The organism is Coleofasciculus sp. G2-EDA-02, assembly GCF_040226375.1.
Classification (GTDB): Bacteria; Cyanobacteriota; Cyanobacteriia; order Cyanobacteriales; family Coleofasciculaceae; genus Coleofasciculus.
Genome location: NZ_JAVKEW010000198.1, coordinates 1 through 12,219 on the forward strand (window position 1 = coordinate 1; position 12,219 = coordinate 12,219).

A 12,219-nucleotide genomic window follows, 5' to 3' on the forward strand; every position below is an offset into this window, starting at 1 on the left:
ATCGACTATTTGAATCAGTAGAAGAACTAGAAAAATTGCTACATAAATTATTAAATGAAGGAGAGCTTATAATTAAATGGAATAGAAAAATCAAAAACAAAGGCAATGCTGTTTATCCGGTTTAGCTGCGTAGCAGCTTAATAAGAGTTTCCTCAAACTACAATTTACCACGACAGGAGGTGCTATACCAAGAATTTGATGGCTCTCATACCGTTTGTTGAGCGATCGCTCAACAAGCTCTCTTCGTGGTTTACGGCAGCATAGCTTTCGGCATTGAATCCACCATACCCTTCTGTTGAACGGCTTCAAAGGCAGCTTCACCCAAAATTCGGTGCGCTGCTGTCGTGGGATGAATGCTGTCCCAGAACAAAAACTGAGCTGGATTGCTACAGGCACCAGACCCAGATACACAAGCACTGGTAACATTGGTAAAGCCAAACGCTGCGGGATTAGCGATCGCTTCTCGATAAAGGGTATTGGCATCTAGAGTCGCAATCTTCAGGTCAGGATGCTGCTGGCTTAATACCTTGAGCGATCGCCTCAAGCCTTGATTGTGCGCTTGTGTTAATGCACTGAGACTTGCAGAATTAGCGCTGGTTCGCGTAGCGGGTAACTGTCCCAAATCGGGTAAATTTGCCACCAGGATATTTTTAGCACCCACACTAGCAACAGAAGCGATCGCTCCTGTCACATTCTCAACCGGAATAGTCGCGCTGCTTGCTCCCTGCAAATAATCATTTGCTCCTGCCCAGAGTACATACAGTGCATCTGGATTTGTCCGTTGATGCGCCTGGGTAAACGACTGCACCTGTGTCACCAATCCGGGGACAAGACTGCTGCTAGCGCTTCCAGTTGTTGCACCCCCATAGGCTAAATTAGTAACTCGTTTAGACGGCAACTTCAGGCGAAGAGCAAGATATTCAACCCAAACCCGACCATTCGAGTAACGTCCCTTATAGTAAGTCGGATTGGGCGGATGCATCCCCCCTGTCATCTGAAACACCGTTCCCATATCCGAAAGACTGTCTCCAAACACATAGAGCTCATTGATGGAATCAGAGCTTTGAGTTGATAGTATCAGTGCAACCATAAAAGCTATAAATGCCAGGACTGCTGCAATAAATCGTTGTTTGAAAAATCCCAAAATCTTCCAATTTAAATTCCTCCTCCCTAGTCGAGGAAAAGGGCTAGTATTTGTTTTTAGATCTCGCCTTTGCAAGATGCGTAAAGGAACTACCCAAGACACTTAATCCACTGTAACGAATCCTTTCACTGGGCAGGGAGGTAAAACCGTACTCAATAGGGGAATTGTCCGCCAAAAAATTAGTATTGGTCTGCTTTTAACTCAACTGCATCATGCGTCCTGGAGTTTAACACCATTTGACCGCTGGTTATCTCGCGCCCTTTGTTCTTTTTGTTCTTCCTGCTTTCTCACTTAACATAGGTATTCTTAGAGCGGGAAGGGAGTAAAATGGGCGAACCGTAAATTATTATAAAATACGAAGGGATAATTCTCCGTAGAAATACGGAAGAATTACCACACTCTTCGTTAGCTAATTGCTTCTGTTTCCGCATCCAAGTCCTCTGAGATACTCTTGAACAGTGCCAAAGCTGCTTCTAGGTCTTCAGCAATGTCCTGGGCTAAAACATCGGGTTCAGGCAGATTCTTGAGGAAGGCTTGATTTTAATCGAACTATCTTCCTGGGTTTTACTGCTTTTCTTTGCCTCTTCCCAGAGAAGTTCCTGAATCTTTCTGTAATTGATTAGGTGATAAATAAGACCTCCCAAGGTTCCAGAGAACAATGTTATAAGATTACATTTCTATAAGGAAGTCTAGCCAAATAGGGAATCAAGCCAGGTTTAAAAGCTAGGTTCACTGTTCATGGAAGAAATAGCTAAAGAATAATCCTCCTATCCGTCGTCTTCCTCCCAATCGTCTTCTTCATCCAAATACTGTGAAGGCGGTTCACCATGTCTTTTCAGAACCTTTGGCTCTTTTCGTATTGACGTATATCCGTTACGGATATAGTATGAGGCATGGCTAAAAAGAACCTAACCAATAAACCCCTTACTCCAGCAGTGTTTCATATCCTTCTCGCACTCTCCACACAGGAGCGCCATGGCTATGAAATCATGAAGCAGTTCAGGCACTCTCTGTTGTACCGTTCTCCATAAAATATTGACATCTGTCCCCCAATACTCATGCACTAACTTATCTCGCATCCCCGCAATATTCTTCCAGGGAATCTCAGGATACTGACTTCTCAGAGAATCGGGAAGATTCTTAACCGCCTCTCCAATAATCTCCATCGCCTTCTCCACAGCAAAAATCTTCTCCTCATTTTGGGCAAACTCCTCAAAGTTTACCCCAGATAAGAATCGTTCAACCGCTCCAATTGCCTCCAAAATATCCTGAAGGAAATCGTCTAACTCTCGTTTCGTCATACATAAACAACTTCTGACAAAATTCGCTCTTTCAATCTGGGCTTCAATCCATTTTTCGTCACTACATCAACTTTCATGCCCAGATTGTCGCTGAGATAGTTTTCTAAATCAATTAGTTCAATCAAGTCAGGCGCTTCCGTATAATCGATTAACACATCAACATCACTTTCCTCATTCTGTTCTCCTCTCACATAAGAGCCAAAAATCCCCAATTCGCTCAACCACTTGTATTTCTCCAGAAGGATTGGTTTATATCGACTGAAAAACTCTCGGATTTCTTTAAACGTTTTCATGCTGCCAAAACTGCATTTAATTCTATTAATATGCTATTCAACTCCCCACCAAACAACTGCACCGCTTTCAACTGTCCACCCTTGCCATCAAAGGGCGTGTATTCAAAATCATCCACCTCAATCCTCAAGCTGGTAGCAATGTGGTCTTTGATCATCACTAACCATTCCCGCTGTTCTGGGGTAAACTCCCTCCCCGCTTGTTCCTGTTCCTCCAACCATTGCTGAAACCTCCGATTCACCATTTTTGGAAACGGTTCTAAAACATCCGTCTTCCCAATGGCAAAGCGTACCAGAGAAATGACATTGGTTAAAAGCTGCTGCGGTCCAGCACCCCTGACTTTTGAGGTTTCTAACTGCTCGTAGGCTTGCCACAGCCGCTCGGTTGTGAGATTATGAGGAGGACGAGCGATCGCATCCGCTAACTGCCGGATTTGCTCGTAAGTCACCTGACGCTGACCATAAGGCTGATTGTAGATAATCTGCAAGGCTGTAATTTCATCTTTGTTCTGTTCGATAAACTGCTGGAAACTCTCCACCAGCGTTTGCGCCTTCTCCCGTGCCGACGTATCAAACCCCGCTGACAGCACCTGGTCTTGACTCACTGTATCAATAATCTGCTCCCGTTGTGTCTTGAGGTCGTCGAGTAGTTTCCGCAGTTGAGGGTTATCAAACGGCGTACAGGCATCATCCGCTAACTGTACCGCTGCTTGCTGCACCTGCTGTTGGGTAGGCGTTTCGGTTTGAAACTGCACTTTCGCCCGTTCGATTTGCTGGTCTGGGTCAACGGCACCGAGTAAGCTATTGATAATTTGCTTGAACTCTCGACCCGCAGTAGACTGGATTTCGGTGCGATCGTTGTCCGAAAGCTTCCGGTCTAACCGTGCCAATCGACCTGCTAGGGAAGTTAGGGTGTCCTCATCCCGATTGTCTAACGCCACCGACTGCAATAGTTTATCAAAGGGAACGGTACGTTTACGCTCTAACGGTCGAGAGTCGCTTTTATCACTCTCGCATACCCCCACCGCATCCACAATCACGAAATGAGTCTTAACCATAGCACCGGGAGTTACCGCTTGAAAATCATTGGGGTTAATCGTCCGCGTTCCCCGTCCCTTCATCTGTTCAAAATAAACCCTGGATTTAACATCGCGCATGAATAGAACGCATTCTAGCGGTTTAATATCCGTCCCGGTGGAAATCATGTCTACGGTAACAGCTATTCGAGGGTCATAGGAATTGCGGAAGCTGGCGATTAAATCCTCTGGTTTCTCCCCGGTGGTGCGATAGGTAATCTTTTTGCAGAACTGGTTCCCCTTGCCAAACTCCTGCCGGACAATCTCGACAATATCCTCGGCGTGGGTGTCATCCTTGGCAAAAATCAACGTCTTCGGTACTTCCTCCCTGCCAGGGAAAATCTCGGTCGATAGCTTGTCTTTGAACGTGCGAATGATGGTGCGGATTTGGCTTTCAGACACGATATCCCGGTCTAGCTGCCTTGCCGAGTATTGCAGATTTTCATCTAACTGCTGCCAACGGACTGCCCGAGTGAGACGCGATCGCCTATCAATATAATGACCCGCCTCAACTATGCTACCCTGTTCTGTAATCCTGGTGCGGATGCGATAGACCTCATACCCGACATTCACGCCATCGGCAACGGCGCGATCGTGATTGTACTCCATCACCAGATTCTGATTGAAAAAGCCAAAGGTCTGTAATGAAGGTGTCGCCGTCAGACCAATCAGGAAGGTGTCGTAATATTCCAACACCTGCCGCCAGACGTTGTAAATCGAACGGTGGCACTCGTCTGTGATAATGAAGTCAAAGTATTCAATGGGAAAGCGGGGATTGTAGCTGACTTCCTTGGGTGCCTCAACTTCCACCTCGCTGTCAAACAAAGACTCTTCCTCTGTCTCCTCCTCAAATTCGGCTTCCCCTTTCAGCATGGAGTACAGGCGCTGAATCGTGGTAATACATACTTTGCTCACTCTGTCAAGGGTGTTGGAAGTCAAACGCTGCACGTTGTACAATTCGGTAAACTTGCGCCCATCATCGGGGGTTACATACTGCTGGAACTCGCGTAAAGTCTGCTTGCCCAGATTACTGCGGTCTACCAGAAATAGCACCCGCTTGGCACCGGCGAACTTAATCAGGCGATAGATAAAGCTGACAGCGGTGTAAGTCTTGCCGCTACCCGTCGCCATTTGAATCAACGCTCTCGGTTTCGCTTGGGCAAAGGACTGTTCTAAATTTGCGATCGCATCAATCTGACAATCCCTCAATCCTTCTGTGTTCAAGGGTGGCAGTTGTCTTAATCTGGCTCTGAGGGTATCAGGTTCCTCAATCCATTCTCGCAGAGTTTGGCCTAACTACCATGGCGAGTAACACCGAGCTAGAGATGCGCTGGCTCGAAGCGTGGAGTGACCTGTATGAACTCATTAGCCGTTACGAGGTGCAGGGCGATAGTTTTCGCCGAAGAAGGCAGGAGTATTGAGGGTAATGTTATCACCTCGACCATCGGCGGCAAAAGCCCATTTGACCACAAGGTCAAACGGTTGATTTTTCATCGTTGGATGACTCTTTGACTTCAGAAGCCGCTAAGAAACATGAGTTGTAGTACGGGAAGGGTTCGCCGTTAATCTAGGAGGTATACTTGGGGGGTGGAGGCGGTGAGTAAAAAAGTGGTACAACAAAGAGCAATTACTGATGCTATTAAAACGTTTGCAGATGTAGAAAATCGCTTTAATCTCCGGCGCACTGAAGATGAGCAATTTTTTACGGAATGGTATGAGGATTTGCCGGAGATTAGCGATGTGGAAAAAGAATCTCTGGATTTAATTAGACGCCGATACCTTTATCATCTAACAGATGGGAACCTCACGGAAGGAACGGTAACTCTGTTGATGGGTTCGCCTTTATTGGAAAAGGCGGGTTTTTACGACCCTCCTTTTAAAATGCGGGGGGAGGCATCGGTTGAGATTGTTTTAGATGAAGATGATGAAGATGCTGAAACTTTGCGGGGTCGGATTGATGTTTTAGTAGTGCAAAATCGGTTTTGGGTAGCGCTGTTGGAGTCGAAACGGACGACTATCTCGGTGATGTCAGCACTTCCACAAACGCTGGCGTATATGATGGCAAATCCCAACCCGGAGCAAGCCGTGTTTGGCATGGTAACAAACGGGAATGGGATTATTTTTGTGAAGTTATCTAGGCAAGGTACGCCTCAGTATGATGTTTCAGATACTTTTTCTCCTGCACCTTTACGCAATCGTCTTTACGATGTTCTGAGAATTTTGAAGCACATTGGTCAAGTGGTTACAGAAGGATGAAGAGAGCTAATCAACACTGGCATTCAAGGGATTTGCACCATTTAAGTTGGGTCACGCCACTACGAGAGAGCGATCGCTCCCCCAACTACCATCCTCGATTCGTGAGCGCAACGCGCCTGAGTGCTAACATTCCACCCAAAATCAAGGTAGGAGTCAGCTTTTGATATTGAAGAAGAGTTCCAATGGAAAATTTTCCATTGTGATCGCGTTTTCACCCGCTGCCTTTCGTTCGTCCATCCGCACGAGAGTCGATTGGTTTTGAAGTTCTTGGCGCAATCTTAAGCACTATTGAAGTAATTGTTCAGTTTCAGTAGCTCTATTGTTAGGTCGAGCCTCAGCTATTGCCTCAGTGCTTAACAATTCATTACCTCCGTCCCCCTGTGGGGGTGTGTCCGGTTTCCCTACGTTACCACCTCCAGATGGGTCATCGTCAGGGTCTGGGTCATCATCTGACTCGTTCTCTAGTTTAACGTCGGAATCCTCATCAAAAAACGTGTCGGAATTTCCGACACCGTTCCGACAATTTTCCGACAGGTCTTCATCGTCTAAAATCTGCTCTGCATCTAAGTTTGAGGCTATAGAATCGTCAGAATTCCGACAATTCCGACAATTGTGAGCATTGTGCGAATTGCCCTCTGAATCGAGTTCACCTGTAAAGGGCGCGGTAATAATCGGAGTAGCCAAAAACTCGTCGGAATTGTCGGAATTTGGAGTGATGGGGGGCTGAGTGTCTTCCAAAGTCAGCATTCTAGTCCTTTTGGGATTGTCGGAATTAGGGTCGGAATTTGTCGGAATTCCGACGCGAACTTTCTGTACCGGAATGGCTTTGATGCGGAGGTCTTTCCCTTTCCCCGATAAAATTGCGTATCCGTTTTCTGTCAGCGTGGCAAAGTCTTGACGGATTTCTGCGAGTGAAGGCTTGGGCTTACACCGTTTGAAGACGCTATTCTGGACTTGCACTGCTGATACTTCCGTCCCTTTTCGTAGTGCATAAGCGTGAATTAGGGAGAGGCGACCAGAGATTGATTCACCGGTGTGGTTGTTGGTTTGGAGAATGCGGAACTGTCCGATACTGAATTTAGCCGCCCGGATTGCTCGTTCTAAGGTATCAATGCCAACATGGAATGGGTCTTTTTTCTGCTCATATTTTAATTCCATGCAGTGCAGCAGCAGGGCTAATCTCAGGGTTTGACTGAGCATTTTGCCTAAATAGGCATAGAACGCCGGATTATCAAATTCCACGGCTTGTTGATTTCGCCTTATTTCTTCCCACCAGTTTTGCCACCGTTGTTGTGCTTCCCTAGAAAAGGACAAAAAAATAGTGGGTAATTCTTTATCCTCATCTGTTGGTTCTATGCCGGCTATTTCTCGCAGTTGCCTGTGTAGCGAGTGTAGGTGGTCGTATAATTCTTGTAATTCCTCATCAATAGCGACTTTTAAGTCAGACCAAACAGCGAAGTTATCGGGTGTTGTTGGCACAGCGATTAAGAAGCGACTAATGAGTCCGTCTCCATCATCCGGGTCACTAAACAACTGTTTTACCTTAGATAATTGAGTTGCACCTGTTAAATTCAAGCACAAATCTTTGAGTTCAAAAGAGTCTTTGTCGTCAGATCGTTCAAACTCGATATCTGATGGAGCATTCCAGGTTTGCAGTAAAATTTGTCGGGTATCTCCTCCTTTATCTTTATATTGATCCAATTTCAGCAATCGCACCAATTCATCAAAGACCAAAGTACAACCACTCTTAAATGCTAGTTCGCTCATCCGACGCAATGCACCTTCGGGACTTCCAGCTTCGATTAATTGCTTGAGGGGAGGAGAGGGCATTGTGGTTTTGAATAGCTGGGGATTGTCTGGGCTATTTTTTAGTTTTTCTTTATCTTTAGAGGACTTTTCTTGCCAGGATTCTTCCAGTTTTTTTAGTCGTTCTTTGAGTTTGTTATACTCATTTTTTACTTTTTTATAGCGACGTTTAATAGGGCTAAATACAGAGCGCATTGTCTGACTTTTGCCAGCCGATGCTAAGGCAACAACCATTGTCCAAAAGATGGGATACTCTACCCAACTATCGGCTACAGTTACACCTTCTTTGCCAAGAATCCCAATATGTCCTCCCATTTCGCTGCCGCAAGCGGCTAGGAGATACTGGTAAAGATAGACGGGGTCAATGCGGTCGGAATTGGCTTTAGTTAAAAGTGCTGAAGCTAAGGGAGCGGGCAGAATTTGAGCGATGTCTAGTAGTTGTTGGCGATAATTGAGGAGTTCGTGGAGTTCTAGAGCATCTTCTGTTTGGGTTTCTTGACGGCTAATATAAGTCTCGATTTCACCAGCTAAATCTTTGACTCCCTTTAAGGGATAGCCATCCCAGGTGGCTAATTCAATAAGAGCCGCTGTCTGCTGGGGTGGGTTAATGTTGCTAGTAACGATTGTTGTTACTTGCTCGTATAAGAAATGGTTAGTGTTAGTGGAACTGTTCTCATTGGTTGAGGGTGAATAATTGCCATTAGAGTCACAGAGCGAGTTATTGTTATTAGGAGCGTGGCTATTAGTACTGGAGCGAGCGCCGGAATTACCTATACCCTGACTCTTGAATGGTGAAGTCCATCCATCTTGTTTTGCCCAGTGCGCGAGTGTACCAATGCCAACTCCATTTCCTTTAAAGGATTTCCATTTCTTATCGCATTCTCCTGGCTTGTATTTTGACGATTGACGGCTCCAATTTTCCCATTCATAGAGGAGAGAATCGTCGATGGATTTGAGAATCATCCCTACGGTATACCATTCATTGTAGTCATCGGCACGGCTGGGGGATAAGGTGGCAAGATAGGATAATGCCCAATCTACATCAGTCCATTGCCGTTCTTGGTGGTAGGTACGAGGAGTGGGTTGGAGGTAAGCTAAAGGAGTGGTGGAATCAGTCGCAACGTCTTGTCCGGAGTTTTTGGATTCGGAGGGTTCATTAAGCATGGCTTCTAAGATCCACAGTGGCGCGATCGCAACATGGATTTCATCAGGAGCGCAACCGGGAACCCAGATATAGAAGCCAGTAGTGGGGTGGATGCTCGGAGGTAGGCAAGATTGTAGCCCCGTCCAGCGCAGTTCAAGCTGCTCGCTCTTCCCATCATCTCCAGTTACGCCAGTGGGGAATTTTTTAGTGCGGAGCGCTCCGGCGTATTGTTCTGGCACTAGGAACAGGTATTGACAGCGCCCAGGACGCCCGGAGGTAAAGGCAACTGTTTTAGGTAATTCTTCCCCACCTGAGAGTTCGAGAATTTTTTCTCTGGCAGAAGCTCCGTCCTGGTCTAGTGCCATTAGGTAATAGGTGTCACCGTTAATTGAGACTGGTGTACCAACGATCAGTCCGTAGCCTTTGGGGTAGCAGTGGTATTGAGTGCCATCGGCTTTGTCCACTAAAGAGCCGTTCATTACGGCTTCTTTCATTTGGGTGGGAGTAAGCGATTTTTTCTGCCAGCCCACGCCTTGGGGGACTTTTCTGCCATTAAGCAGGCAGAGTTGCCAGTCAGACGGAATACAGGATAAGCCTTGATAAAGACGAATCTTTAGGTCGCTAGGGGATGAGTTATTAGGCATTGAAAGCTCCTACACCAAAGGGTTTTGGGAGCCGGAGTTTCAGGCGAAACCATCCAAGGGGTTAGACTTAATCAGTCTAACCTCTTGATTCAGAGCTGCCGATTCTATATCATGGAAGCACTGATGAGTGCCGAAAACTCCGGCATAGCAGTTAAGAAGCGACAGTTAGAAAAAAAACTCAGAATGGGGATTCTAAGGTTGTTTTTCGGGTTAGCTGTTCGCTTCAAGTTGGGATAATCGCCTCACTTGGGACTCTGCGAAAAGTTTGAGTGAGGCAAAATTCCCTAAAAAAGCAGACTGTTTGATCATCTCATTTTTGCTTGCATCAGAGTTACTCATTAGAAAATTCATCATTGAGTTATTCTATAATCGATAAAAAGTTTTATCAAGTAAAGAATTGTTACAGTTAGGATCAAGGCATCTACTTCAGTCGCCATAGTTTTTTGTAAGTGTAGGTGGGGTATTATAGAGAGTAGGCAAGCATAATTGGTTAAAATACCATATAATCTGATAATCTGTCTAAAGTATTGAAATTAATGGATGCTGGTTAACTGTGTCTGCTGTCAACTTTTGGCTACTTGAGAAATGAAATGTCAGCAAAAGTAGAAGAAAATGTCACGCTAGATAGTCGAATTCACAAACGCATTGGTGAGTTAATCGAGGTGTTGGTGAAAGATGAGCGCGTTGGTAGCTGTCGGGAATTAGGTAGGCAAACTGGTGTTTCATTCAACACGCTAGTTAACTGGTGGGAAGGGAAATCCGATCCAAGGTTACAAAAGTTAATGAAGTTTGCCTATGCAATAGGCTGGTCGATGACAGAGTTGATGGAATATGCCGAAGGCGATGAAGATCCCCGTGAGGTGATCGCTCGTAAAAAAAAAGTGCAACAGCAGCAGTACCCCAAAGCGTCGTAACGGGGGAAAATCTATTTCTTGACTATTTGAATTCAACATTAACCCCAGAACAAATTGAGAAGCGCGAATTATTTTTGCAGCGCAGTAAACCCGATTTATTACCAGACATTTTATCCCGGAAAAGGCTATATGTCTTATTAGTAGACAGCATGGCAGTTAAGGGAATTTCAGAATTAGATATCTTTGAGAAAACCTCTATTTCAGAGAACTTACTGTCGAAGATTCGGGATATCGACATGGAATTTAAGTTCGGTCGTTCCTGCCTAGAGCGGTTGTCTCCCTATCTTTAAAAAGTGGAGGATTGGGAAGAATTAAGACCTGTTTTTAAATTGCCTTATATTTATTATCAGGGATGGGTAGACTATTTGATTGAAGACTTACAATTCAATCAATTGATACCTAGATTCGTAGGTTTAAAAAGATAAGTTATTACCCAATCAGCTACCATTTTTCGCGGTAACAGTAGGGATTAAGATAAAATTTAGAGTAAAGTGATGGGATGAAATTATCAGGTATTTCAATGACAGAGGACAACAAACTTCTGAAAAACATAGGTACAGTCAAAGACTATCTCATCTCATCAGACTGTCGATTAATTCCTAGCTGTCCTAGCGAAATAACAACAGACATTGAAAGGTTAGTTCTTTCAGCTGCTCTAGTAATAGCTGTGCCGTTTCGTGTTAGAGCAAGAAACTCTCGAACTTTGAATACCACAGAGTCATCTGGAGTCGTGTAGCCTTTTAGAATTGCGACGGCTAAACCCCGTTCGATGTCGTTCAGTGTGGCGGTTTGATTGTCGCCTACGAGTAGGTTTTGTTCGTGTACTGGCGTAACTGTAGAGATAGCAATGCCGTTATTTGTAGGTTGCCCAGAACTGTGGACAATGTTGAATGTATAGAGCCGCTCAACTCCTTCGGGAGAGCGGGTTTTTATGAATAAATTTGTGATTGAGGTTGTTGTAGCACCGGGGAATTGCAGTGGTTGAATGGGTTGGACAAATATCATTCGAGCTTGGTTCGTTTTTAGTTCTGCATCAGTGTTAAAAACGGCTTTTGATGGGTCTGATAATCGAATGTAGGTAATGAATTCGCTGGTTTGGGTAAAGTCAATAACACTGGCTCGACCGGACCAGACTTGGAGGTTATTAGTTGTGTTTGTGGCTGCATCTATTTCTACTATTCTTAGTGCTGGTGTTTGAGCTTGCCCAATCGTTACAGTACCTAAAACGGTAAAAGTTGCTAGGGCGGGGGAGAGTAAAGCCAGACAAATTTTTTTCATTTTTGTGTAGTGAGATTGGTTGTTTATCGGCGTACTGAGACAAAGGAATTGACCAATACTGATACTTCAGTTCCTTCTGGTAAAATGGCTACGTTGTCTTGTTTCAGGAGTTCTTCATCGGTGCGGTCTGAATGCTCTCGCAAGCGTTCGGCAATGGGTGTAAAGAATCCCTCTAAAGCGGCTGCTAGTATGTCGGGTTGAGACTTGGTGCTTGTTTGTACAGTGGTAAGCTGCTACGCAGCTTAATTGTATAATATAAAGACAAGGTAAAGAGCGCGGTCGCCAGGATATGCCAGCTAAAAATCATCTGTCTCAAGAGCAGAAAGAAAGACTGATTAAACTCCTAAAGGAAGCTAATGAGTATTA

The 12,219-nt window shown here is 45.1% G+C and carries 10 protein-coding genes and 1 pseudogene; 4 read left to right on the top strand and 7 right to left on the bottom strand.

All coding sequences use genetic code 11. The features are described 5' to 3' along the window. Positions 1 to 125, top strand: a pseudogene (locus RLO19_RS23425) (IS630 family transposase); the annotation flags it as partial. A gap of 125 nt (positions 126 to 250) precedes the next feature. On the opposite strand, the gene RLO19_RS23430 reads toward RLO19_RS23425, so the two are convergent. The 5 genes from RLO19_RS23430 to RLO19_RS23450 form a co-directional block, all read right to left on the bottom strand. Beyond that, a complete protein-coding gene (locus RLO19_RS23430) occupies positions 251 to 1,036 on the bottom strand; it encodes an SGNH/GDSL hydrolase family protein (RefSeq protein ID WP_446359813.1) in 786 nt (261 codons plus the stop codon). A gap of 1,016 nt (positions 1,037 to 2,052) precedes the next feature. Further along, on the bottom strand, positions 2,053 to 2,445 hold the full coding sequence (locus RLO19_RS23435) for a HepT-like ribonuclease domain-containing protein (protein WP_446359814.1): 393 nt from the start codon (positions 2,443 to 2,445) through the stop codon (positions 2,053 to 2,055). Further along, positions 2,442 to 2,738, bottom strand: a complete 297-nt coding sequence (locus RLO19_RS23440; RefSeq protein ID WP_446359815.1) for a nucleotidyltransferase family protein — start codon at positions 2,736 to 2,738, stop codon at positions 2,442 to 2,444. The genes RLO19_RS23435 and RLO19_RS23440 overlap by 4 nt, the downstream gene beginning before the upstream one ends. Beyond that, positions 2,735 to 5,035, bottom strand: a complete 2,301-nt coding sequence (locus tag RLO19_RS23445) for a type I restriction endonuclease subunit R (RefSeq protein ID WP_446359816.1) — start codon at positions 5,033 to 5,035, stop codon at positions 2,735 to 2,737. The genes RLO19_RS23440 and RLO19_RS23445 overlap by 4 nt, the downstream gene beginning before the upstream one ends. A 141-nt stretch (positions 5,036 to 5,176) precedes the next feature. Further along, entirely contained in the window at positions 5,177 to 5,305 is a 129-nt protein-coding gene (locus tag RLO19_RS23450) for a hypothetical protein (protein WP_446359817.1), read from the bottom strand. A gap of 114 nt (positions 5,306 to 5,419) precedes the next feature. Between RLO19_RS23450 and RLO19_RS23455 the strand changes: the two genes are divergently transcribed. Continuing rightward, positions 5,420 to 6,067: a type I restriction endonuclease subunit R gene (locus RLO19_RS23455; RefSeq protein WP_446359818.1), complete on the top strand. Its 648-nt coding sequence runs from the start codon at positions 5,420 to 5,422 to the stop codon at positions 6,065 to 6,067. 285 nt (positions 6,068 to 6,352) lie between these two features. Here RLO19_RS23455 and RLO19_RS23460 read toward each other — a convergent pair whose 3' ends face one another. Next, a complete protein-coding gene (locus RLO19_RS23460) occupies positions 6,353 to 9,661 on the bottom strand; it encodes a DUF3987 domain-containing protein (protein WP_446359819.1) in 3,309 nt (1,102 codons plus the stop codon). Positions 9,662 to 10,251: 590 nt separating this feature from the next. Here RLO19_RS23460 and RLO19_RS23465 point away from each other — a divergent pair. Further along, positions 10,252 to 10,575, top strand: coding sequence for a helix-turn-helix domain-containing protein (locus RLO19_RS23465; protein WP_446359820.1), 324 nt, complete (start codon positions 10,252 to 10,254; stop codon positions 10,573 to 10,575). A gap of 26 nt (positions 10,576 to 10,601) precedes the next feature. Next, a complete protein-coding gene (locus RLO19_RS23470) occupies positions 10,602 to 10,865 on the top strand; it encodes a hypothetical protein (RefSeq protein WP_446359821.1) in 264 nt (87 codons plus the stop codon). Between the two features lie 277 nt (positions 10,866 to 11,142). Here the strand turns inward: RLO19_RS23470 and RLO19_RS23475 are convergent, their stop codons facing one another. Then, entirely contained in the window at positions 11,143 to 11,853 is a 711-nt protein-coding gene (locus RLO19_RS23475) for a hypothetical protein (RefSeq protein ID WP_446359822.1), read from the bottom strand. Positions 11,854 to 12,219: the final 366 nt, after the last annotated feature.

Coding starts and splice junctions, on each gene's coding strand:
- RLO19_RS23475 (WP_446359822.1), bottom strand. CDS start 11,853: ATGAAAAAAATTTGTCTGGCTTTACTCTCCCCCGCCCTAGCAACTTTT.
- RLO19_RS23450 (WP_446359817.1), bottom strand. CDS start 5,305: ATGAAAAATCAACCGTTTGACCTTGTGGTCAAATGGGCTTTTGCCGCC.
- RLO19_RS23460 (WP_446359819.1), bottom strand. CDS start 9,661: ATGCCTAATAACTCATCCCCTAGCGACCTAAAGATTCGTCTTTATCAA.
- RLO19_RS23465 (WP_446359820.1), top strand. CDS start 10,252: ATGTCAGCAAAAGTAGAAGAAAATGTCACGCTAGATAGTCGAATTCAC.
- RLO19_RS23440 (WP_446359815.1), bottom strand. CDS start 2,738: ATGAAAACGTTTAAAGAAATCCGAGAGTTTTTCAGTCGATATAAACCA.
- RLO19_RS23435 (WP_446359814.1), bottom strand. CDS start 2,445: ATGACGAAACGAGAGTTAGACGATTTCCTTCAGGATATTTTGGAGGCA.